Below are 22,708 nucleotides of genomic sequence, written 5' to 3' on the forward strand. Positions count from 1 at the left end.
AAACTATGCGCCAACTAATTAACGTGTTTGGATCCACTTGAGTCTCGTTTAGCTGTATTGTTAACATTCTTTCGGTGGAGTAAACCATCGGACTGTCGTATCCGGTTGATTTCATTATCTTTGCTGTAAATCTGGATCAGTCATATTCAACCCTGACAAGTTGCCGCCCTCTGGCGTGGCAATCCTCATGAATAACTGCTCGGAAAGCCGCCATGACTAAAATCGGTCAACGTCTGAAAGAAGAACGCCTGCGACTCAAACTGTCACAAAGTGCGCTGGGCTCGATTGGCGGTGTTGAAACAAATGCGCAAGGCAATTACGAGAATGGCTTGCGATACCCCAGGGCCGATTATCTATCCCGAATCGCCAACGGTGGCATCGATGTGGCCTATGTGGTGACCGGCCTTCGTTTACCCCTCGTCAACGGGGAGTCTCGCGCCGACGATTTGTCCTCAAGCCTGCCTGCTCGCGATGGCTTGAACGGCACTGATCGTCTGGACAGCCTGATCGAACGCCTGCAAAACAACCTGCACGGCATCACTACCGACTTGTATCAAATCAGTCGGCTGGCTGACGCCAGCAGTGAATCAGGCAAGGCCGACAGCAGGAATACCCAACTCGAAAACATCAAGGGCGAGGCTGAAGCCATTGCGCTGGCGACTTTACGCCTGATCTTCGTTACCTCGCGTTTGAATTGATCAGATACCCTCATTTGAAGTTATCGTTGCAACGATTATCGCAAATAGATATATCCGTCTATTAATTAAGTTACTGCAGTAATTAACGGGGCTTTGTCAGCGGTTCATAAGTCCGGCAAGCCCCACTAATGGATGGACATCCCGGCATTATTGAGCAGCACTTACCATCGCTCGCAGCAGCACTGCGCAGCCAGCCGCCAGATCTTCGGGTGTCGCGTTTTCGATTTCGTTGTGACTGATACCGCCTTCGCACGGCACAAAGATCATCCCCGCTGGTCCCAGTTCGGCGATAAAAATAGCATCGTGCCCCGCACCACTGACGATATCCATATGGCTAAGCCCCAGTTGCGCAGCTCCCTGGCGAACAGCGTCGACACACAGGCTGTTGAAGTCCAGTGGCGGAAAGTCTGCCGTGGGTGTCAGCTCATGGCTCAGGCCATGCTGGGCGCAGGTGCTTTCGATCACTTGCCGCAGCTCATCAACCATTGACTGCAGCTTGTCAGCCTGAAGGTGCCGAAAATCAATGGTCATCTTCACTTCGCCAGGGATTACGTTACGTGATCCCGGATGGATATTCAGACACCCGACGGTGCCACAGGCATGAGGCTGACTCTGCAACGCAATGCGGTTGACCGCACTCACGACCTGCGCAGCCCCGACCAGCGCATCCTTGCGCAAAGACATGGGCGTCGGCCCCGCATGGGCCTCGACGCCGGTGAGGGTCAGATCGAACCATTTCTGCCCAAGACAGCCCATGACCACGCCAATGGTTTTTGCCTGATCCTCAAGAATGGGGCCCTGTTCGATGTGTGCTTCGAAGTAAGCACCCACCGGATGACCGAGCACCGCCCTGCTCCCTGCGTAACCAATCCGCTGCAGCTCTTCACCGACTACCAGACCTTGCTCATCCTGCTTGGCCAGCGTCTCGGCCAGATCCAATTGGCCTGCGAACACCCCCGAGCCCATCATGCACGGCGGGAAACGCGAGCCTTCCTCGTTGGTCCAGACTACGACTTCCACCGGTGCATCGGTTTCCAGCCCCAGATCGTTTAGGGTGCGGATCACTTCCAGCCCGGCCATCACTCCAAAACAGCCGTCGAACTTGCCGCCAGTAGGCTGAGTGTCGATATGGCTACCAGTCATCACTGGTGCGCGATCCGGATTGCGTCCGGGACGCCGGGCGAAGATATTTCCGATGGCATCGACGCTCACCGTACAGCCCGCCTCCTCGCACCATTTGACAAACAGATCCCGGGCCTGACGATCAAGGTCAGTCAGCGCAAGCCGACACACGCCGCCCTTGACCGTAGCGCCTATCTGCGCGAGATCCATCAATGATTGCCAGAGGCGCTGACTGTTGATCAGCGGAGCATTGGAAGTGAGCAATGTTGTCGAGGTGAACGGGGTGGTCATGATGGTTTCTCCAATTTTTTTTGGCATTGGCTTGATTTGCAATCTCTCAAACGACATCCAACCGCAGAATTGAATGCACTCCTGTAAGAGATCGCCCGGTGCCCTGACACAGCGCTGTCGCTCAGCAAACGGGGCCCTATAGGAGCGCGCCTGGTCTGGGCCGCATCCAGAAGATGCGGTGCGTCAGCGAAAAATGTGTTGCCTGACCCGATGCAATCGCGGGCAAGAGCGCTCCTACAGTAGAAAAGCATTCCCAGCCCGGTTAGCTATTTCATGTTTGATGAGCGCTCACCGAGGTCCAGTGTTGGCTGCTACAGGCCCTGCGCCACAGCAATCTTCACCGCCAGCTTCACCAGGCTCAAATCACTGCCCACCGGGCCCATCAATGAAATGCCCAGCGGCGCCCCGTCTTTCATCGTCAGCGGCATGCTCAACTGCGGGGTACGGCACAGCACCGATATCGCCAGCAAGTGATGGGAAATACGCCGGGTCTCTTCGATCTCTTCATCCCTGGCACTGAGCAAAGGCGCGATATCCGGGACGGTGGGCATCACCAATACGCGATCACCCAGCAGCTCTTTCCAGTGCGCCGCAAACCGTTCGCGCAACGCACAGGCGTCGTTGTACTGCTCGTCAGTGACCGCCTTTGACCAGGCAAAACGTGCCGCGACATCCGCACCCAATGCCAGGCCTTCACGTTCAATCAACTCACCCTGCGCCTGCCAGGCCTCACGCCCCTGAATGTAACGGAACGCCCAATAGGCGTCGGTCAATGAGGGCAGCTCACTGTGGAGCTTTTCCAGCGGTCCACAACAAGCGGTGATGTGTGCGATGGCCGGAGCCAATACATCCAGCGATGCCTTGGGCAACAGGTCGAATAACGCCTCGCTGATCACCAGTTTCGGTGCCTCCGGCAATGGCGCCGAATCCTCACCCAGCAAGCACTCCCCCACCAGGCCGAACACCTTGGCCTCGCGGGCAAAATACCCGGCAGTGTCCATGCTTTCGCACAGCGCCTGAGTGTTTGCCAGCGACACCCGACCATGGCTCGGGCGCAATCCGAACAACCCGCAGTAGCTGGCCGGGGTTCGAACCGAACCGCCTGTATCACTGCCCATGGCGAAATCACACAACTTGTTCGAGACTGCCGATGCCGACCCCGACGACGAGCCGCCCGGAATCCGGTCATGGGCCGCGCCGTTGCGTGGGGTGCCGTAGTGAGCGTTTTTGCCGCTCATTGAGTAAGCCATTTCATTGGTGTGCGCCTTGCCCACCAGTTCGGCACCAGCGTCCAGCAAGCGCTGGATGGTCGGCGCAGTCAGCGTCTTGATCCCGGACATGGCCAACACATGGGGGTTGCCACCTCCGGTTGGATAACCCGCTACGTCAAACAGGTCTTTGGCGGCAAAGGTGTAACCCGCCAACGGGCCGCTGGCCGCACGGGGTACATCAACGTGGGGATAGGGCATGAAAGCAAACGCAGAATCGGTCATGTCATGGACTCACAAACGGAATGAACGGGGGCCTGACTCCAGTGATGGCAGCTCACGGAGTGCTCAGCAAAAATGTCCTCGATAGCCGGAACTTCGTTGCGGCAAATTTCACTGGCGCGCGGGCAACGCGGGGCGAAGGCACAGCCTGTCGGCAGATTAGCCAGATCAGGAGGCGCGCCGGGAATGCTGATCAAGCGCTCGCCTTTACGCAGGCCATCTTTGGGACGGGTACCGAGCAAGACCTGGGTATAAGGGTGCCGGGGGTTCTCAAGCAATTCGGCCAGAGGCGCCTGCTCGACGATGCGCCCGCCATACATCACTGCCACACGGTCAGCGACCTCAACGGCAGCACCAATGTCGTGGGTCACGAAGATGATCGAAAGACCCAGTTCCTGCTGCAATTCGCGCAGCAGGATCAGAATCTGTATCTGCACGGTGGCGTCCAGCGCTGTGGTCGGTTCGTCCGCGAGCAAAATCTGCGGTTTGCAGGCCAGCGCCAAAGCAATCATCGCCCGCTGGCGCATACCCCCCGACATCTCGTGTGGGTAGGCATCGAGACGCTGCTCGGGGCTGGGAATGCGCACATTGCGCAAGGCCTCAAGTGCCGCCGCGCGGGCTTCGGCTTTGGACATCGGCCGATGACGGCGCAGCGCTTCGACGATCTGCTGGCCAATGGTGTAAACCGGATCAAGCGCCAGCAACGGTTCCTGAAAAATCATTGACGCCACAGGGCCGCGCAACGCTTGTAATTGGCTGCGGGACAGTTTCATCAGGTTCTGCCCGGCGATATCGATCTGTCCCTCGATGGTGGTCGAGCGCTCGGAATGCAGGCGCATCAAGGCCCTCAACGTGACGCTCTTGCCCGAACCGGATTCACCGATCAGCGCCAGGACTTCACCCTTGGCCACTTCCAGGCTGACGCCATTGACCGCTGATAACATCTGCCCTCCACGTTTGAAACGGACCTTGAGGTCACGCACGGCAACCATGGGTTGTTCGCTCATGCCAGTGCTCCTCTGTGAATCAACTGCGCCGATGGACTGCGGCTGTGCCCTGCTCCCGGCTGGACCATCAGGCATGCCGCCTGATGCTCGTCCCCCGTGTCAGTCAGCACCGGAGCGGTCTGCGCGCAAATCGCTTCCGCGTGTGGGCAGCGGGTGTGGAAACGACAGCCTGACGGCGGATTGATCGGGCTGGGCGGATCGCCGGACAACGGCGATACCAGCGTTCGACTGGCCGGATCCATGGATGGCATGGACGTCAGCAGCGCCCGGGTGTACGGGTGCTGGGCATCCGAGAACAAGGCTTCTGCGGGGCCGATCTCAACAATCTCGCCCAGGTACATGACCATGATCCGGTCGGATAAATAGCGCACCACGTGCAAATCATGACTGATGAACACGTAGGTCAGTTGCAGGCTGTCCTTGAGGTCCAGCAACAGGTTCAGAACCTGCGCCTCCACAGATTTGTCCAGCGCCGAAACGGCTTCATCAAGGATCACCAGACGCGGGTCCACCGCCAGTGCCCGGGCGATGTTTACCCGCTGACGCTGCCCGCCGGAAAGCTCGTGGGCATAGCGACCGGCAAAGCGCGTCGGCTCCAGTCCCACCCGGCCCAGCAGGTCGCGGGCGCGAAGCAAGGAATCCTTCTGGCTAACGCCGTGTACGGACGGGCCGAACGCTACGGATTGCTCCATGGTCAGGCGCGGGTTCAGGGAGGAATAGCTGTCCTGAAAAACCATTTGCACCTGACGCCGGTAGTCTCGCAACGGCAATTGAAGCCCACCGACGCTCATGGCGTCGAAGACCAGTTCGCCGCTATCGTGCTCAATCAACTGCATCAACAGCCGAGCCGTGGTGGACTTGCCGCAGCCGGACTCACCGACCACACCAAGGGTTTCGCCCTTGTGGACGACAAAGTTGATGCCATCCACGGCACGAACCACGCTGCGTTTACCCAACGCACCTTTGACCGGGAAGTGTTTGACCAGATTTTCCACTTTCAGCAGTGGCTGCGCTGGACCGCCAATATCGCGCTTGGTCATCGTCAGCTCCTGATTGCCATGGCTGCCCGCAAACGGTCGGCGAGCACGTTGAAAGAGATCGAAGTGATGAAAATCATCGCGCCCGGCAACGCCGAAACCAGTGGCTGGGTGTAGATCGCAGTACGCAGGGTGTTCAGCATCAGGCCCCACTCAGGCTCCGGTGGCGTGACGCCCAGCCCGAGGAACGACAGGCCCGAAGCAAGGATCATCGACACCGAAATAAGCCCCGTGGTGAACACAAAAATCGGTCCCAGCACGTTGCCCAGCACCTGGGTGCGAATAATCGTGAATGAACCCGCCCCCGAGGCACGTGCCGCTTCGATGTAATCCCGATTGCGCACCTGAGTGGTGACACTTTCGGCAATCCGCGCCACTTGCGGCACGAACACCAGTGTCAGTGACAGCAAGGCATTGTTGACCCCGGCCCCCAAGGCGCCCGAAAAAGCGATCGCCAGCAACACCGAGGGAAATGCGTAGAACACATCCACCGTGCGCATGATCAGGCTGTTCAGCCAGCCACCGAAGTAACCGGCAATCACCCCAATCGCGCCACCGATGAAAAAGGCGAAAATCACAGGTGTGATGCCCATGAACAGCGACAAGCGCGCGCCCAGCATCAGCCGCGACAGCAGATCACGGCCCAACTCATCGGTGCCCAGCGGAAAGCCTTCGGTGCCGATTGGCTTCAAGCGTTTGAACATAGACGTGGTAAACGCGTCCCCCGGAACGATCCATGGCCCGAAAACAGCCAGCAACAGCAACACGAAAATGATCGTGCCCACGAATAACGCCACTGGATCCCGGCGCACGCGGCCAAACACTTCACTCCAGTAGCCCGGCGAGCTTTCGACGGGAGCAATGACCGGCGCGGCCGGTCGCAATATCGACAGGTTCATGCTCAGCCCCTTTTGATACGTGGATCGAGCAACGTCTGCAGGATGTCCACCAGCAGATTGAGTGCCACGAAAAACAGCGCCAAGACCCAGATCGTGCCCTGCAGCAAGGGCAAGTCACGCTGGAAGATCGCGGAGTTGAGCAGCAAGCCGGTACCGGGCCAGGCGAACACCGTTTCCACCAGAATCGAGCCGCCCATCAAATAGCCGATCTGCAAGCCCATGACGGCCATGGCGGTGGGCGCGGCGTTTTTCACCACGTGACGAAACAGGCCCCACTCACTCAGGCCTTTGGCACGCAAACCGATGATGAACTCCTGCGACAGTGTTTCCGCCACTTGAGCCCGCACTGTGCGGGCAATGATCCCGGTGGGGATGACCGACAAGGTGATCGCCGGGAGAATCATGAACTGCAGATGCGCCCAGTCCCATGCCCATGCGGCCTGCCCCAGTGGTCCGCCACCGGTCGCCGGCAGCCAGCCCAGTTGTGATGAGAAGATGATCACCATCAGCATGCCCAGCCAGTAGTGCGGCACGCTGACACCCACTGCGGAAATGGCCGATGCCACACGATCAAGCCAGCTGTCCTGAAAATAACCGCCCACAAAGCCAAACAGGCTGCCAAGGACAAAGCCGATCAACGTTGCCAGTAACGCCAGCCGCAAGGAGTAACCCACGGCGCCCATGACTTCTGCAGTGACCGGACGGCCGCTGGCAATCGACATCCCCAAATCACCCTGAACGGCGTGCCATAGCCAAAGGCCAAACTGCACCGGCAGAGGTTTGTCGAACCCGTAGGCCTGGATCAACTGCATACGCAGCGCTTCGGACGCGTCCGGTGGCATCACAGAAACCAGCGGGTCGCCGGGTGCCATTTGCACGAGCATGAAGCACACCAGCGCCACGCCAAGCAAAATCGGCGTCGCCAGCAAAATGCGCCGCAAGATATAGGAAAGCATAAGGTCGCCTCACACGGTTTTTATGTGGGAGCAGAGCTTGGTCTGGGCGGCATTCCGACGATAAACGAGGACGCGGTATGTCTTCCAGTTGCGTCTCATGCATCGCGGGCAAGCCTCGCTCCCACAGGTTCTGCGCAATCCTGTAGGACCGGCTGAAGGTCTCAGGCTTCTCAGTCCTGTTTGGAGACCAGCGTCAGGTCGATGAACCAGCTCTGCGCAGGCACAACGCCTTTGATTTTTGGCGAAATGGCGCGTGGCCCGACGTCGTGCGCCACGTAGAGGAACGGAGCCTCATCAACGATGGCGGCATTGAGCTTGCCAGCCGCTTCATCCAGCGCTTTCGGATCGAAAGAGTTGCGCACGGTGGTGATCAACTTCTCGACTTCCGGGTTGGCGAAGTAGCCCCAGTTATTGGAGACCGGCGGGAACGCCTTCTCGCTGGCGAAGCGCACCATACCGAAGTACGGGTCCATGACCGCTGCGCTGACGTTGATTGCGTTAGCACCCTGCGCCGCAGGATCCTTGGCGCCCAGACGCCAGCCACTGAACAGGGTGTTCCACTCAGTGACGGCGATTTCCACATCGAAGTAGCAACCCTTGAGGCTCTGCTGAATGTATTCGTTCATGGGCAATGGCTGCATTTGCCCCGATCCGGACGCCGAAGTGAGGACCTTGACCTTGATCGGCTTAGCCTTGCTGTAACCCGCCTCGGTCATGAGTTTCTGCGCGGCTTCCTGATCGTATTTGATCTTGAATGCCGGGTTGCCGTACCACGGCGAATCTTTCTCATAGGTACCCGTGGCTTCCTGCATGTAGCCGCCCAGATAAGCCTTCAGTTCGCTGCGGTCCAGGCACAGGTTGGCAGCCTGACGCACGCGTTTGTCCAGCCACGGCGAACCCGGTGCAAAGGAGAACTGCCACGGCCACAGATGCGGCTGAGCATTGGAATAAATCTTGAAGTCCTTGCTCTTGATCTGGTCCATGGCGTCCGGTGCCGGTGCTTCAATCCAGTCCACCTGACCGGACAACAGCGCCGCTGTGCGGGCGTTGGCTTCTGGTAACGGGATCAATTCGACGCGATCAACCTTGGGCACACGCTTGGGGTCCCAATAGTCCGGGTTCTTGTCCAGCACCAGTACCTGACGCGGCACCATACGGTTCATCTTGAACGGGCCGGTACCCGAAGAATGGCTGGCGAACGCGGTCCAGGCTTGCTTGGAGCGCTCGGCCGGGTCAGTCGTGGCGGCTGGAACGGCCGCGAAATCTTTCTGCCAGGCCACGGGCGAAGCCATGAACAAGTTAGTCAGGTTGTACGGCAGCACGGCATCCGGCTCGCTGGTCGTCAGCTCGACGGTCAGGTCATCGATTTTCTTCGCGCTGCGCAGGGTTGGCATACGGGAAACGGTCACGCCAATCTGCCCGGGGGCGTACTGCGGAGCCTGCTTGTCGAGCACCTTGTTGACATTCCAGACCACTGCATCAGCATTGAATACAGAGCCGTCGTGGAATTTCACGCCAGGACGCAGCTTGAAGATCCACTTGGTGTGGTCATCGGGATTGACCGCCCACTCGGTAGCCAGCCCTGGCACCAACGCGCTGGGCTTCTCGCTCTGGGACAGATCCCACTCAACCAGCGAGTCAAAGATCGTGATCCCGGTAAAACGGTTGCCTTCATACCCCTGATCCGGCTGGCCATGGGTCAGCGGAATGTCCGCTGCTGTCATGGCGATCCGCAAGGTGCTATCGGCCATCGCGGCCAGTGGCGACAAGGCACCGATCGCTACCGAGCAGGCCAGTGCCAGTCGGGTAAAACTACGTGCGCGGGTTACTGAAGCATGCGTCATGGCGAGTTTCCCATCAGTCAGGTAAGGAGAGCTGACAGGTGCAACGCAATGGGCATACCAACTTTTTTCTCTGCAAATCGTAAAAGACCGATCGAGCAGGAAAAACTGATTACTTTCAGTAAGTTAAAACCCATTAAAAATCACTGGAAAATATCACCCAAACGTTTGGGTAGTGTTGCGCAGCAGTTCATGCAATCTTTTGGTACGCAGCGCTCCATGCTGGCGCAACTGTCCTGATCTCATGGAAGCACAGGTCATGCTGCGCATACCCGTCGGCGAAATACGCGTTACGAGGCCTACTCCATGAACAGACGTCCCGCCACACTTCGCGGTATTGCCCAGCAACTCAACGTACATGTCTCAACGGTCTCGCGAGTGCTCAACGGCACCCTTGACCATGCAGGCAGGGCCGCGTCCAAAGACACCATCGAACGCATTCGCGCCCTCGCCGCCAGCCTTGATTACCAACCCAACACCCACGCCCGCACCCTGAAAACGCGGCACAGCCGCGAGATCGCGATTCTGGTTCCGAGGCTTTCCGACCTCGTGCTGGCCACGGTCTATGAAGGCATCGACGAAACCGCCAGCGCGCGACGCTACACCTCGTTTGTTGCCAACACCTTCGACCGTCCGGAACGCCAGCGGGAACTGGCAGAGCGCGCGTTGGCGCGTAATGTCGAGGGGTTGATCATCAGCGACGTGCACTGCACCCCGGAGCCGGGATTTCTTGAGGAACTGGCGGAACGGCACGTGCCCTTCGTACTGGTCAGCCGCCGACGCGGTCAGCATTGCTCGGTGACCTCGGACGATGAAATGGGCGGTCGCCTCGCCGCCGAGCATTTATTTGCACAGGGCCATACAAACGTTGCAGTGATTGCCGGCGAAGTGCACAGCAGCAACTCAAGCGAACGTACCGCCAGCTTCGTAGACTACTACCGCGAGCGCGGCATCGACATTGCGCCGAAATACATTGTCCCCGGTCAGTTCGACAGCCAGGTCGGTTTCAGTACGGGAGAATATTTGCTGAGCCTGCCGCAACCGCCGACGGCGATTTTTGCCGTCAACGATTTTCTGGCCATCGGCCTGTTCGGTGCCCTGCGCAACCGCGGCCTGGTGGCCGGACGGGACATCGCCGTGATCGGCTACAACGACACGCCACTGGCTGCTCACCTGCAACTGACCAGCATCAGCACCAGCATGCATGCCCAAGGGGTACGTGCGGTTGAGACCCTGCTGCAACGCATAACGGGTGAGCCGGTTCAGTCGCATCGGTTCCCGGCAGTATTGATCGTGCGGGATAGTAGTTGTTGTCAGGGGCATACCCAATACTGACTTGAAACACGCCTATCAAACAATATTCAACCATATGATTTGGAATGCTTTTTTAACTGTAGGAGCGCGCTTGCCCGCGATTCGGTCTGTCAGTCAATAAATGTATCGGCTGTGCCAACGCTATCGCGGGCAAGCTCGCTCCTACAGGTCCAGTGTCAGGTGCGCGACAGCGCGACGCCCAAAGGAAAAGCGTTCCAATTCACGCAGTGGACTTGCCGGTGGTCAGCGTCACCCAATAACGCGTCCGGGTTTGCACTCGCAATGGCAGGGTGGCGGCAAGCAGGAACAATATCTTGTCGGTGTCATCAAGGCGGAAAGTGCCGGTGACCTTTAGCGACTCCAGCGCGGGCTCCCAACGCAGAACGCCCGGACGGTAGCGGCTGAGCTCCTCCAGAAAACGTCCCAGTGGCTGATTTTCAACGCTGAGTACGCCCTGACGCCAGCCGGGCTGACGGGTATCAAAAGGCTGCACAGAGGTAATCGATTCGGCGCTCATGATGGCTCGTTGGCCAGCCTGTAGTTGCATGGACGGGCCCTGTTGCGGCGTGAGTTCCACCGTGCCGCGCCACACGGAAACCTGACAGCTTTGCCCGTATTGACGAATACACAACTCCGCACCAGTGGCGAACACCTGCCCTTGAGCCGTCCTGATGGTCATCGCCGGAACATTATCGGCCAGGTTAAGCGCCATCTCGCCCTCGATCAGCGACAGCAACCGCCTGCCCTGCTCCAGATCCATGTTCAACGCTGATGCGGTACTCAGTTGCAGCAGGCTGCCATCCGGCAAACGAAGATCCCGACGCTCGCCCGACGCAGTGCGAAGATCAGCGCGCCAGGCGGCAACAGGAGTCTGTTGAGCCAGCAACCAGCCCGCAGGCAATAGCGCGGCGACAATCAAGGCGCGCTTGAGAACGGCACGGCGTCCGGCGTCAGGGCGGTCAAGGCTGGCCATTGCCAACTCCGGTGGCAGCCCGGCAAACCGCTGACGCAAGCCCTGGGCTTTCTGCCAGGTCTGCTCGTGATGGCTGGACTGCTCACGCCAGCGCTGTAAACGCGCCCGGTCTTCGGCATTGGCGCTACCGGACTCCAGCAGGACCAGAAAGTCTGCTGCGTCTTCAGCAATCTGCCGGGACGGCACCGCGCCGCTCATAGCTCGACCATCAGACAGTGGGTGTAAGCCTGAGCCATGTAACGTTTTACCGTTCGCTCGCAGACCTGCAAGCGTTCTGCAATCTGTGCGTAGCTGAGACCTTCGAGTTGCGCCCAGAGAAACGCCCGGCGTACCGGCAAAGGCAGCGCATCGAGCAATTCATCCAGTGCCTGCAGGGTTTCCAGCAAGACCCAGCGTTGCTCAGGTGAAGGAATCACGTGTTCAGGCAACTTCGCCAGCGCCTGGAGATAGGCCTGTTCGACGTTGCGACGCTGGTAATGGTTGATCAACAGGCGCTTGCCCACCGTCAACAGGTAGGCCCTCGGCTCACGCAATGAAGCCAGAGGTTCGCTGTGCTGGCTGGCCAGTACCTTGACGAACGTATCCTGACTTAAATCGGCAGCATCCCATGCATTGCCAAGGCGACCGCGCAGCCAGCTTTCCAGCCAGCTGCGGTGATCGCGGTAGAAACTTTCCAGGGTGGGCTCCAACGGCCCTGCTGCTTCCCTCATCGTCAACCGCTCACTGTGAGTCACTACTTAAAATGAGAATCATTCTAAGTAGTTCAGAGGCGAGCGCCAACTTTAATTTATTGAGGGGGGTTGGGTTTGTAGAAGGAGTTTGCAGTGCGAGCCTGAACTTGCGGAGCCTGAATCACTGGCAAGCCAGGCTCCCACAGGAGGAAGCGGTCTCATGTGGGAACCTGGCTTGCCAGCGATGCAGGCACTAAGGTCTATCTGCAATCACCGCCTCAGCGCCGCTTCATCCGGTCAATGATCACCGCGAGCAAAAGAATCGACCCGCGAATCACGTACTGGTAGAACGTATCGATATTCTTCAGGTTCATCGCATTCTCGATAATCGCCAGGATCAACACCCCGGCAATCACATGACGGATCATGCCAATCCCGCCGCTCAACGACACCCCGCCCAGCACACACGCCGAAATCACTGTCAGCTCGAAACCCTGCCCAATCATCGGCTGACCGGAAGTCATCCGCGACGCCAACACCACGCCCGCCAGCGCACCGATCAGACCATGGACTGCAAAGATAATGATCTTGGTGCGATCCACATGCACACCGGCCAGCAACGCTGCTTCCTGGTTGCCACCTATCGCCAGAGAATTACGGCCGTAAGTGGTGTAATTCAAAAGCCAGCCGAAAAACGCAAAACACACGATGGTGATCAGAATAGGCACCGGCACGCCGTACAGCTGGCCGTTACCGAACACGAAGAAGTCTTCGTTGGAAACACCCACCGCCTTGCCGTTGGAAAAGATATACGCAAGGCCACGAACAATCTGCATCGTCGCCAAGGTCGCGATCAGTGCGTTGATGCGCAGCTTGGCAATCACAATGCCGTTGATCAGCCCCACCACCAGCCCCATGGCCAGGGCGGCGGAGATACCGAGAAAAAGGCTGTCGGTATCGCGAATCACAATCCCGGCGATCACCCCTGAGCAGGCCAGCACCGAGCCGACCGAAAGATCGAAATGCCCTGACGCCAGACAGAACAACATCGTGCAGGCAGCGATGCCCACCGTGGAGATCGCCAGCCCCAGGCCGCGCATGTTCAGGGGGGACATGAAGTTATCGATGAGAAGCGTGCAAAGCACGAAGATGCCAACGGCGGCCATCAGCATCGCCCAGTCATCAATGAAACGACGCACGTTAAGGCCCTGACGTGGAGCCGTCAGACTGGATTCGGTAGACATACGCACCTCTTTCTTGTTTTTCATTCTTGTTTTTCTGCTTGTGCTACGCGTAGCGGGTCCGTGTCAGACACGGGTTCGCGGCAAGGCCAGTTGCAACAGACGCGCTTCATCCGCTTCGTCGCGATTCAGCTCGCCGGTGATAGCGCCTTCACTCATGACCAGAATCCGGTCGGCAATACCCATGACTTCCATCAAATCGCTGGACACCACAATCACTGCGATACCGTCGGCTGCCAGGTTATGAATGATCTGGTAGATCTCGGACTTGGCGCCGATATCGATGCCTCGTGTCGGCTCATCCAGCAGCAGGACTTTCATGGGCATCGACAGCCAGCGCCCGAGAATCGCCTTCTGTTGGTTGCCCCCGGAGAGAAACAGCATCTGCTGATCCGGCGAAGGTGTTTTGACGTTCATCGCCTGAATCTGATGTTTGGCGTTGCTCTTCTCCCAGCGTCCCTGAATCAGGCAGCCCATCGTCACGTGGCGTGGACGCGCACCAATGTTGATGTTTTCGGCAACGCTGGAGAGCGGCACGATGCCTTCTTTCTTGCGGTCTTCTGGGCATAGCAGGATTCCCGCGGCAATGGCATCACGAGGGGAACGCAGTTCGAGGTTCTTGCCGTCAATCTGCAACGTGCCGGCCTTGCTGCGCGTCAGGCCCGATAACATGCGGAACATCTCGGTACGACCAGCACCCACCAAACCAAAGAAGCCAAGCACCTCACCTTTTTGCACGGCGAAAGTGACGGGTTCCTGCAAACCCGGGCCAAGCAATCCAGTGACCCGCAAGCCGGGCCCTTGATGCTGTCGCGGCCGGTAGTTGTAGATATCCTGAATATCCCGGCCGACCATGCAGGTCACCAGCCGGTCGTGATCCAGTTCGGCCATGTCTTCGAAGGTACGCACGAAGCGCCCGTCCTTGAACACTGTGACCGCATCGCAGACCCGGAAGATTTCTTCCATGCGATGGGACACATAAAGGATCACCCGGCCTTCATCCCGCAGCTTGACGATGATCGCCATTAAACGATCGATTTCCCGTGCCGACAGACTGCTGGTGGGTTCGTCGAATGCAATGACATGGGCGTTACGCGACATGGCCTTGGCGATTTCCACCAGTTGACGCTGGCCAAGGGACAAGTCACCGAGCCGGGTCGACGGATCAATCTCGTCGGCGAGCCCTTTGAGCAGCTCCCGCGCCTGACGCAACATCGCGCGGCGGTTGACCATGCCCCAGCGGCTAGGCATGTGCCCGAGCAGCAGGTTCTCGGCCACGGACATCTCGGGGACCAGTTGCAGCTCCTGGTGAATGACTGCAATACCTGCGGCAATGCTGTCGGCAGTGGATTTAAAGTTGTAGGCCTGGTCACCAATCGACAAATTGCCGCTACTCGGCTGATAAGAGCCGCCCAGTATTTTCAGAAGCGTGGACTTGCCCGCTCCGTTCTCGCCCATCAGCGCATGAACGCTGCCGGGACGCGCTTCAAAGGTAATCTCCGACAGTGCGCGCACGCCGGGAAAGGTCTTGCCGATGCCGTTGAAGCGCAGGCTGCCTGCGGGGAGCGGTTGTTTAATTGCTGCTGGTTGCATGGAACCTCCTGTCCGGATCAAGACGCGATTCCCTGTGGGAGCTAGCTTGCTTGCGATGGCGTCGGGTCAGTCAACACTTCATTTGCTGATACACCGCTATCGCGAGCAAGCTCACTCCTACAGGGTTCCCGGGTGCTAGAGAGTGCGCACCTCGCGCACTCTCACTTCCAGAGACCAATCTTGGTCAGCACTTCCTGAAAGTTCGCCCGGGTAATCAGTGTCACGTCATCCATCGCGGTGTATTTAGGAGGCTCCTCGCCGGTGGTCACCCACTTGTACATCTGCAGCGCGGTGTTGTAGCCCTCTTTATCCGGGCTTGGCAGCATCGAGCCGAAGAAGCCGCTTTCTTTCTTCTTCAATTCATCGATAGCGTCAGTGCCATTGATGCCGATGCCAATCACATTGGCAGGTTTGAAGCCCGCGCCAGCCGTTGCACGCACACCACCCAGAACGGTGTTGTCGTTCATGCCGCCAATGATCAGGTTTTTCGCTGCGGCAGGCAGTTTAGGCAACGCCGAGTTGGTGGACTCCATGCTGCCAGGTACGTCGAGGGTCTTTTGCGCAGTGAAGAGGATATGGTCTTCCGGGAAGCCGGCTTTCTTCAGCGCGTCCACCGATCCATCGGTACGCTTCTTGCCGGTGTCCAGCTCGTTGTAGGTATTGATAATCGCGTAGGTTTCTTTCCAGTCCCAATTACGATTCTTCGCTTCAGCGGCCATGGCTTCGCCCTGTTTCTGGCCGACCTCGTACGCGGCCATGCCCAGATACGGGACGTCCTCCATGAACTTGCCACTGGCGTCGACAAATCGATCATCCACGGCCATGACTTTCAGGCCATTGGCTTTGGCCTTGGCAACAATCGCAGGGCCAAGGGATACATCGGGCGGGCAGATGACGAAGCCTTTGGCTCCATTGGCGGCCAGGCTGTCGATAGCGGAAAGGGTTTTTTCGCCGTCAGGCACGGCAATTTTGATCACTTCGAAACCATGGTCCTTGCCCGCTTTTTCAGCGAAGGCCCATTCGGTCTGGAACCACGGCTCTTCGGCCTGTTTCACGAGGAAGCCGATTTTGACTTTGTCAGCGGCAGATACACCACCCGACAGACCCAACACAGCAGTGGCAACAGCGGCACAGCAAAGGGAACGGATCCCATGACGACTCAACATAGCTAACTCCTTATTTTTATTGAATAGCTACAGCGTCCAGCAATGAGTTGTGTTGAGGTCATCCGCACCCGAAGGCAATCCGGAACGACATCAAAACAAGAACAAAACAGTCATATCATATTATCAATGACCGGAATGTAACCTAGTGTCACGCATCCTAAAGCACCGACATGGAACGCTCCTTTTCAGGTAATAAAACAAGCTTTTTGCTTACAACCGTCAGCCAGCGAAACGCGTCGATGGCAAACCCTTGATACCGACATTTGTCGCCAATAGCGCACCGTCAAATTGACCATGCGCATCGCCCGGCTCCGCGCTGGTGACATACAGCGTGGTCATATCAGGACCGCCAAACACGCAGCTGGTGGGATGACTGACCGGCAACTCTACGATCCGGTCAACACTGCCGTCGGGCGCAAAGCGGATCAGGCAATTACCGCCCCAGCGTGCATTCCATACGTAGCCATCGACGTCCATCGCCGAGCCGTCCGGAACGCCGCGGGCATGCTCCGCAGCCCAGATCGAGCGCACCCCAAGACTTCCATCGACAAGGATCGGGTAGCGATAGATCACCCCATCAAGACTGTCGGCGCTGTAGAGCTCATCGCCCTTTGCACTCCATAACAGGGTGTTGACGATACCCTGGCCTTCAAGCAAAGGCGTGACAGCGCCATCGGTATCAATTCTGAACAAACCGCCAGAACGCCGGGTGATCGGCAGATCACCGCCCTCCTCGTCGAGATTGTTCTGCATGGACCCCAGCCACAAGCGGCCCTGGACATCGCAACGGGCTTCATTGGCCCGATTACCGTCAACCGGGTCGGCCTTGCAAAACAGGGTGAGGTTTGGCGTATAGCCAGGAGAATCCAGGTCAAGGCGGTAGACGCCGCTGGCCAGCGTTACCAGCGCATCGCCCCGAAGAGTGGGGATAAAGGCCGAAACAGGTTCGGGCAGATGCCATTGCTGATACTGCTCTTCAAACAGGCGACAGGCCAGTCGGGCCGCGATATCGACCCAATACAGGGTCTGGGTTTCTGCGTCCCAGAACGAGCCTTCGCCCAGCATGAAACGGTGCGCTGAAACAGGCAGCCATTGCATATGAAAGTGTCCTTTATTCTTGTTTTTTTACGTGCTTCCTGGTGCATCTTGTAAATGCCTCAGGGTGTTCGGTTATCAGTACAACGTTAGTCGGTGAAGCTGTTTGATGCCAAAGCCTGTCGGGCAAACGATTCGGCAATCACCCCGGCAGCCTGCTCGATCAATGCCATGCAGGCCCATACGCCGCGCGCCGCATCACGAGTGGCAATCGCGTCGGCAAGATCCTTGTGCAGTGGCAAGGTTTTACCCAGCTCACCCGGTACCGCCGACGACACTTCGAACGACACGGCCAGCAACGCCCCCAGCGCAGGCAGCATTTGCTCGATGAAGCGGTTATGGCTGGCTGCCAGAACCGCCTCATGGAAACGTCGGTCAGCCAGGTTGTAATCGCCCATGTCCGCTACCGATACTGCCAATGCCGCATACGCCGATTGAATCTCGCTGATCTGCTCAGCGCTGGCCCGCTCGCACGCCCAACGCACCGCCATGGGCTCGATAGTCCTGCGCAAATCCAGCAGATCCTTCACAAAGTCTTCCGGCAGACCTTTGCGCGCCAGCCAACTCACTACTTGTGGGTCGAACAGATTCCAGCTGCGCAACGGCAAAACCCGTGTGCCCACCTTGGGCCCTACTTCCAGTAGTCCTTTGGCGACCAGTGTTTTGATCGCCTCACGAATCACCGTACGGCTTACACCCAATTCTTCAGCCAACACCGCTTCGACTTTCAGCACCTGACCCGGCCGCACATTACCCGCCGCGATCCACGCCCCCAGCCAATCGACTGTAGACGCATGAAAATTACTGCTCATGTGATGCGCCTCACCACGCGGCCATTCCGCGAACTGAGGCTAATCATCACATGATTGGCTGTCAAACCTGCCTGTTGTGTTGCATGTAGGAGGAGCCGAGGGCTGCGATGTGTTTTCTGCTGGAAAATCACCAGATCGCAGCCGTTCAGCAGCTCCTATAAAATCACCACGACCATCAAATAGTATTACGATTAAATTTTCAAGTGACGTTTTATCGGCTATAAATCCTTTTATCACCATTCAACAGGATGAATAGTCAGACCAATAAACCAAACCCAGCGATAACCCGGCCCGCATCGAAGGTTCGGTGCAGCCCCACCACAACAACAAAAAAAGGTACATTCAATGAAACCCTCTTCACTGCTCAGCAGCTTCGGACTGTCCTTGATGATCGCGACCCTCACGGCCAACGCGGCCAGCCTTACCAATGAACACAGCGCTTTTGGAAAGACAGCCGATGGCACTGCGGTCGAGAAGTACACCTTGCGCAATAGCCATGGCGTAGAAGCCAACATCATTACCTACGGCGCGACCCTGCAATCGCTGCTCCTGCCGGACAAGAACGGCAAGGTGGAGGACGTGGTGCTCGGTTTCGATGATGTGAAAGGCTATCAGGACAACGGAACCGTCTATTTCGGGGCGACCATTGGCCGCTTCGGCAACCGCCTGGCGGATGGCAAGTTCAGCCTTGATGGCAAGACCTATCAGGTGCCGCAGAACGACAAGACCAACGCCTTGCACGGTGGCACTCAGGGTTTTGACAAGCGGGTATGGAAAGCCGAACCCAGTAATGAGAATGGCTGGGTGGGCGTAAAACTGACCTATGTGTCACCGGATGGCGAAATGGGCTTCCCCGGCGAGCTGAAGACCGAGGTGACCTATAGCCTCAATGAGAAGAACGAGCTGCGCATCCACTACAACGCCACCACCAACAAGCCCACGGTGCTGAACCTGACCAATCACAGCTACTTCAACCTCGCGGGCGCGGGTAACGGTGATGTACTGAAGCAGGTCGCCACACTACACGCCTCGCATTACACGCCGGTCAACGAGAAGCTGATTCCCACCGGCGAACTGCCTGCGGTCAAAGGCACGCCTATGGACTTCCTGACGCCTACGGCCATCGGCAAGAACATCAAGGCGGACCATCAGCAATTGAAATATGCCGAGCCTAAACAAGGTGGCTTTGATTTCAACTGGGTACTGGACACCAAAGGCGACGTCAGCAAACTGGCTGCCGAAGTCATCGACCCACAATCCGGACGACGCCTGCAGTTGTTCACCAGCGAGCCTGGCGTGCAGCTGTATACCGGCAACTTCCTGGACGGCAGCATCCATGGCAAAGGTGGCAAGGTCTACCCGCACTGGGGCGCCTTCACCCTGGAAACCCAGCACTATCCGGACGCGCCGAACCAGCCGAAATTCCAGAGCACCCGACTGGATCCGGGCAAGGCGTATACACAGACGACCGTGTTTAAGTTTTCAGGAAACTAAAAGTTCAAGGTACCGCGCTGTCTCGCGGTGACCAATGGACCTGTAGCTGCCGAAGGCTGCGATAGCGGTGTGTCTGGATGAATGCTTCGCAGCCTCTGGCAGCTCCTACAGAACATGCATTTCAATAGAATTACTTACCCCGCATCGCCGCGACCAACTGGTCAACGTTGTACTTGAACATTTGCACATAACTGGCCGCTGGCCCATTGGCTGGCGACAGCGCTTCCACATATAACTCGCCACCGGGCTTGGCACCGCTGGCATCGGCGATCTGTTTCACCAGGCGCGGATCACCGGAGTTCTCGAAGAAGTACGCACTGACGTGCTCGGCCTTGATCTGCCGGATCAATTTGCCCACATCCGCCGCCGACGCTTCAGATTCGGTCGAGAATCCCAGAGGCGACAGGAACGTCACACCATACGCATCGCCAAAGTAGCCAAACGCATCATGGGAAGTCAGCACTTTGCGTTGCGCCACCGGGATCGACTGGATTTGTGTCCTCGCATAGCTGTCCAGCGCTTGAAGCTGCTGGGTGTAGCGCTCGCCATTGGCCTTATAAAGACTCGCGCCCGCCGGATCGGCTTTTTCCAGCGCGGCAACGATATTGCGCACGTAGATCACCGCATTAGCGGCGCTGTTCCAGGCGTGGGGGTCGGTGATGCGTTCGCCATCCTCTTCCATGCTGCGGGTCTTGATCCCGTTGGACAGCACCACAGGCTCGCCTTTGTAACCTGATGCCTTGATCAACCGATCCATCCATCCTTCCAGATGCAAGCCGCTGACAAAGACCAGATCGGCCTTCTTCAACGCTTGGGCGTCAGCCGGGCTGGGCTCATAGACATGCGGATCGCCGTTGGGGCCGATCAGCGACGTGACATGTACCCGCTCGCCGCCAACGTTCTGCACCATGTCGGCAATGACGGTGAATGAAGCGACGGCTTCCAGCGGTTTGGCCTGGGCCAGAACGCTAAACGCGGACAGCACAAGGGCTGCCATCGAACTCAACAGCATTGATCGTTTCATGACGTTCCTCTTGAAATCAGTGGGTCAGATGGGATTGGGGAAACAGGCCGCGCAGGATGCCCGTGCGGCCGAACAACAGAGAAAAGCCATAGAAAGCGCTGGCGGTCAGGACGATGGCAGGCCCTGAGGCAACACCCAAGTGGTAGGAAATGATCAATCCGATCAGCCCTGACAAAGTGGCAACCAGCGTCGAGATCGCCACCAGCGCGCTCAATGAAGTTGCCCAGAAACGCGCCGCCGTAGCCGGTAGCATCATCATGCCGACCGCCATCAAGGTGCCCAGCGCCTGAAAGCCCGCCACCAGATTGAGCACCACTAACAGCAGAAAAAGTACGTGATACAGGGAGCCACGCCCGCCGACGGCCCGCAGGAATCCGGGGTCAAAACATTCCAGAACCAGTGGCCGATAAATCAGTGCGAGCAGAATCACCGTGAACGAAGCGATGCCGCCGACCATGTAGATCGCGTCGGCATCGATAGCCAGAATGGTGCCGAACAGCACATGCAACAGATCGACGTTGGAGCCGTGCAGGGAAACGATCATCACCCCGGCTGCCAGTGAGGTGAGATAGAAGCTGGCAAAACTGGCGTCCTCACGCAGCGTCGTCAAACGGCTGACCAGCCCCGACAACAGCGCGACCGCCAGACCTGCGATCAAGCCGCCGATGCCCATGGCAGGCAGCGACAAACCAAAAAACAGAAAGCCCAGTGCGGCGCCTGGCAACACCGCATGACTCATGGCATCGCCCACCAGACTCATGCGCCGCAGCATCAACAAAACGCCCACCGGTCCCGAGCCAATGCCCAGCGCCAGACAAGCCACCAGGGCACGGCGCATGAAGCCGAATTCGATGAAAGGTTCGATTAATAAGGTGTAGAGGGTCATGAGAGTGATCCCCAGCGGCAACACAAATCGCTGGCTGGAATCCGATCCCCTGTGGGACCGAGGCTTGCCCGCGATAAGGACGACGCGATGTGTCCTGAATCGCATCCAGCCTTATCGCGGGCAAGCCCAGCTCCCACAGACTCCGCATTCACAACAGGGATGCGTGGTATCAGGTTCATCATTGAGCCTTCTCCCCACACAACTCCGCATCCGCACCCCAGAACTCGGCCATGTTGCGTGCCTTACGCAGATTTTCGACGTTGAGCACGTCGGCAGTCGCACCCCAGGCAATGGCTTCCCGGGCCATTAACAGGGTTTGCGGAAAGTGCTGCCGGACCTGATCGATGTCATGCAGCACCGCGATGACGGTTCTGCCCTGCCCGTGCCAGACCCGGACCAGTTCCAGCAGATCCCGTGTGGTGCGTGCGTCAATCGCGGTGAAAGGTTCGTCGAGCAGGATGACCGCAGCGTCCTGCAGCAATAGCCGGGCGAACAGCACTCGCTGAAACTGCCCGGACGACAGTGAGCCAATGCTACGTGACTCAAAACCTTCCAGCCCGACGGCTTGCAGTGATTCCTGGGTGCGTTTCGCCAGGTCGCGAGTCAACCCACGGAATGCGCCGATGCTGCGCCACGCCCCCATGGCAACGGTGTCCGCGACACTCAGTGGAAAGCTGCGATCGATTTCCGCTGCCTGGGGCAGATAACCGAGGGTTTTGGTCGCCAGATTGCCGCGGTCGACCCGTCCTGCCGCCGGTTTCAGGGTGCCCGCGATAGCTTTGATCAAGGTCGATTTGCCCGCGCCGTTAGGCCCGACAATCGCCGTCAGGCTACCGGCCTCGAAGCACCCATTAAGGTGATGCACCGCAGCCCGCCGTTCGTAGGCAACGGTGAGATTTTTGAGGGAAATAGCGGCGCTCATGGAATGGCCACCGCCCAGACGATGGCCAGCCACAGAAATATCAGCATGCTCAGGGCGAGCACGACTCGCTTCCATGCCGACTGGGCGAGGACCGAACCGGCGATGGACGGAACACGTGGAGCTTTCATGAATCAGTAACCTGCAACGATTCGTTACAGTATTACATAGCGCTCACT

Annotated in this window: 22 protein-coding genes; 4 read left to right on the plus strand and 18 right to left on the minus strand. The window is 58.1% G+C overall.

Annotation, left to right across the window (positions count from 1 at the left end; translation table 11 throughout):
* The first annotated feature begins 212 nt into the window (after positions 1-212).
* A complete protein-coding gene (locus K3169_RS16825) occupies positions 213-698 on the plus strand; it encodes a helix-turn-helix domain-containing protein (RefSeq protein WP_122704198.1) in 486 nt (161 codons plus the stop codon).
* 147 nt (positions 699-845) lie between these two features.
* Here the strand turns inward: K3169_RS16825 and K3169_RS16830 are convergent, their stop codons facing one another.
* The 7 genes from K3169_RS16830 to K3169_RS16860 form a co-directional block, all read right to left on the minus strand.
* The gene (locus K3169_RS16830) at positions 846-2,111 is read right to left on the minus strand and encodes a Zn-dependent hydrolase (protein ID WP_263267201.1); all 1,266 of its coding nucleotides are present in this window, start codon (positions 2,109-2,111) and stop codon (positions 846-848) included.
* A 311-nt stretch (positions 2,112-2,422) separates the two neighbouring features.
* The gene (locus tag K3169_RS16835) at positions 2,423-3,604 is read right to left on the minus strand and encodes an amidase (protein WP_231677912.1); all 1,182 of its coding nucleotides are present in this window, start codon (positions 3,602-3,604) and stop codon (positions 2,423-2,425) included.
* The gene (locus tag K3169_RS16840) at positions 3,601-4,608 is read right to left on the minus strand and encodes an ABC transporter ATP-binding protein (RefSeq protein ID WP_263267202.1); all 1,008 of its coding nucleotides are present in this window, start codon (positions 4,606-4,608) and stop codon (positions 3,601-3,603) included. Before K3169_RS16840 ends, K3169_RS16835 begins: the two co-directional genes overlap by 4 nt.
* Complete coding sequence (locus K3169_RS16845) at positions 4,605-5,648, minus strand: ABC transporter ATP-binding protein (protein ID WP_122398437.1); 1,044 nt, start codon at positions 5,646-5,648, stop codon at positions 4,605-4,607. The genes K3169_RS16840 and K3169_RS16845 overlap by 4 nt, the downstream gene beginning before the upstream one ends.
* A gap of 2 nt (positions 5,649-5,650) precedes the next feature.
* Positions 5,651-6,544, minus strand: a complete 894-nt coding sequence (locus K3169_RS16850; protein ID WP_027900788.1) for an ABC transporter permease — start codon at positions 6,542-6,544, stop codon at positions 5,651-5,653.
* Positions 6,545-6,546: 2 nt separating this feature from the next.
* Positions 6,547-7,500: an ABC transporter permease gene (locus K3169_RS16855; RefSeq protein ID WP_027900787.1), complete on the minus strand. Its 954-nt coding sequence runs from the start codon at positions 7,498-7,500 to the stop codon at positions 6,547-6,549.
* Positions 7,501-7,670: 170 nt separating this feature from the next.
* Positions 7,671-9,344: an ABC transporter substrate-binding protein gene (locus tag K3169_RS16860; protein WP_231677910.1), complete on the minus strand. Its 1,674-nt coding sequence runs from the start codon at positions 9,342-9,344 to the stop codon at positions 7,671-7,673.
* A 48-nt stretch (positions 9,345-9,392) separates the two neighbouring features.
* Between K3169_RS16860 and K3169_RS16865 the strand changes: the two genes are divergently transcribed.
* Together K3169_RS16865 and K3169_RS16870 are read left to right on the plus strand one after the other, a co-directional pair.
* On the plus strand, positions 9,393-9,581 hold the full coding sequence (locus tag K3169_RS16865; RefSeq protein ID WP_231677909.1) for a hypothetical protein: 189 nt from the start codon (positions 9,393-9,395) through the stop codon (positions 9,579-9,581).
* Positions 9,582-9,647: 66 nt separating this feature from the next.
* Complete coding sequence (locus K3169_RS16870) at positions 9,648-10,676, plus strand: LacI family DNA-binding transcriptional regulator (RefSeq protein ID WP_263267203.1); 1,029 nt, start codon at positions 9,648-9,650, stop codon at positions 10,674-10,676.
* Positions 10,677-10,875: 199 nt separating this feature from the next.
* Here K3169_RS16870 and K3169_RS16875 read toward each other — a convergent pair whose 3' ends face one another.
* The 7 genes from K3169_RS16875 to K3169_RS16905 form a co-directional block, all read right to left on the minus strand.
* Positions 10,876-11,826: a FecR domain-containing protein gene (locus tag K3169_RS16875; RefSeq protein WP_263267204.1), complete on the minus strand. Its 951-nt coding sequence runs from the start codon at positions 11,824-11,826 to the stop codon at positions 10,876-10,878.
* Positions 11,823-12,338, minus strand: a complete 516-nt coding sequence (locus K3169_RS16880; protein ID WP_263267205.1) for a sigma-70 family RNA polymerase sigma factor — start codon at positions 12,336-12,338, stop codon at positions 11,823-11,825. The genes K3169_RS16875 and K3169_RS16880 overlap by 4 nt, the downstream gene beginning before the upstream one ends.
* Before the next feature lie 239 nt (positions 12,339-12,577).
* Positions 12,578-13,543 carry an L-arabinose ABC transporter permease AraH gene (araH, locus tag K3169_RS16885; protein ID WP_027902022.1) on the minus strand — a complete coding sequence of 322 codons (966 nt, stop codon included), beginning with the start codon at positions 13,541-13,543 and terminating at the stop codon, positions 12,578-12,580.
* Positions 13,544-13,606: 63 nt separating this feature from the next.
* Positions 13,607-15,133, minus strand: coding sequence for an L-arabinose ABC transporter ATP-binding protein AraG (araG, locus tag K3169_RS16890; RefSeq protein ID WP_027902021.1), 1,527 nt, complete (start codon positions 15,131-15,133; stop codon positions 13,607-13,609).
* Between the two features lie 161 nt (positions 15,134-15,294).
* Positions 15,295-16,299 carry a substrate-binding domain-containing protein gene (locus K3169_RS16895; RefSeq protein WP_027902020.1) on the minus strand — a complete coding sequence of 335 codons (1,005 nt, stop codon included), beginning with the start codon at positions 16,297-16,299 and terminating at the stop codon, positions 15,295-15,297.
* A 219-nt stretch (positions 16,300-16,518) separates the two neighbouring features.
* The gene (locus K3169_RS16900; RefSeq protein ID WP_263267206.1) at positions 16,519-17,397 is read right to left on the minus strand and encodes an SMP-30/gluconolactonase/LRE family protein; all 879 of its coding nucleotides are present in this window, start codon (positions 17,395-17,397) and stop codon (positions 16,519-16,521) included.
* A gap of 86 nt (positions 17,398-17,483) precedes the next feature.
* Positions 17,484-18,206: a FadR/GntR family transcriptional regulator gene (locus K3169_RS16905; protein WP_122807425.1), complete on the minus strand. Its 723-nt coding sequence runs from the start codon at positions 18,204-18,206 to the stop codon at positions 17,484-17,486.
* Between the two features lie 345 nt (positions 18,207-18,551).
* Between K3169_RS16905 and K3169_RS16910 the strand changes: the two genes are divergently transcribed.
* Positions 18,552-19,700, plus strand: a complete 1,149-nt coding sequence (locus tag K3169_RS16910) for an aldose epimerase family protein (RefSeq protein WP_263267207.1) — start codon at positions 18,552-18,554, stop codon at positions 19,698-19,700.
* A 130-nt stretch (positions 19,701-19,830) separates the two neighbouring features.
* Here K3169_RS16910 and K3169_RS16915 read toward each other — a convergent pair whose 3' ends face one another.
* The 4 genes from K3169_RS16915 to K3169_RS16930 all read right to left on the minus strand — a co-directional run bounded on the left by K3169_RS16915 (position 19,831) and on the right by K3169_RS16930 (position 22,660).
* On the minus strand, positions 19,831-20,724 hold the full coding sequence (locus K3169_RS16915) for a metal ABC transporter substrate-binding protein (protein WP_263267208.1): 894 nt from the start codon (positions 20,722-20,724) through the stop codon (positions 19,831-19,833).
* Positions 20,725-20,740: 16 nt separating this feature from the next.
* Complete coding sequence (locus K3169_RS16920) at positions 20,741-21,610, minus strand: metal ABC transporter permease (RefSeq protein WP_263267209.1); 870 nt, start codon at positions 21,608-21,610, stop codon at positions 20,741-20,743.
* A gap of 178 nt (positions 21,611-21,788) precedes the next feature.
* A complete protein-coding gene (locus tag K3169_RS16925; RefSeq protein WP_263267210.1) occupies positions 21,789-22,532 on the minus strand; it encodes a metal ABC transporter ATP-binding protein in 744 nt (247 codons plus the stop codon).
* Positions 22,529-22,660, minus strand: coding sequence for a hypothetical protein (locus tag K3169_RS16930; protein ID WP_255878800.1), 132 nt, complete (start codon positions 22,658-22,660; stop codon positions 22,529-22,531). Before K3169_RS16930 ends, K3169_RS16925 begins: the two co-directional genes overlap by 4 nt.
* Positions 22,661-22,708 lie beyond the last annotated feature (48 nt).

The sequence above is a fragment of the Pseudomonas phytophila genome, from assembly GCF_025643095.1.
Classification (GTDB): Bacteria; Pseudomonadota; Gammaproteobacteria; order Pseudomonadales; family Pseudomonadaceae; genus Aquipseudomonas; species Aquipseudomonas quasicaspiana.